The 504-nt window shown below is 45.8% G+C and carries 1 protein-coding gene; it reads left to right on the top strand.

Annotated features, from left to right (window positions below; all coding sequences use genetic code 11):
• A partial coding sequence (locus tag R8O11_RS31665; RefSeq protein ID WP_318195444.1) for a dihydropteroate synthase occupies nt 1–504 on the top strand: 504 nt, incomplete at both ends.

The following is a 504-nucleotide window of genomic DNA, read 5'->3' as shown; positions in this document are numbered from 1 at the left end:
ACATCAACATGGATGAGGGGATGTTAGACGCACAGGCTTGTATGGTGCGTTTTCTAAACCTATGTGCCTCAGAACCAGAAATCTCCAAAGTGCCAATCATGGTCGACTCTTCCAAATGGGAAGTGATTGAAGCGGGTCTGAAATGCATTCAAGGTAAAGGTATTGTGAACTCTATCTCTTTGAAGGAAGGCAAAGAGAAATTTGTTGAGCAAGCTAAACTGATCCGTCGTTATGGCGCAGCTGTGATCGTCATGGCATTCGATGAGGTTGGTCAGGCAGAAACACGCGCGCGCAAGCTAGAAATTTGTACAAATGCTTATCGTATTTTGGTAGACGAAGTTGGCTTCCCGCCAGAAGACATTATTTTTGACCCGAACATTTTTGCCGTCGCAACGGGTATTGATGAGCACAACAACTATGCTGTTGATTTTATTGAAGCTGTAGCGGACATCAAGCGCGATTTGCCACACGCGATGATTTCCGGTGGCGTGTCGAACGTGTCTT

It is taken from the genome of Vibrio sp. 1288 (assembly GCF_033344475.1).
Note: the sequence above shows the minus strand (reverse complement) of the source record. Positions and strands in the feature narration are given on the sequence as shown.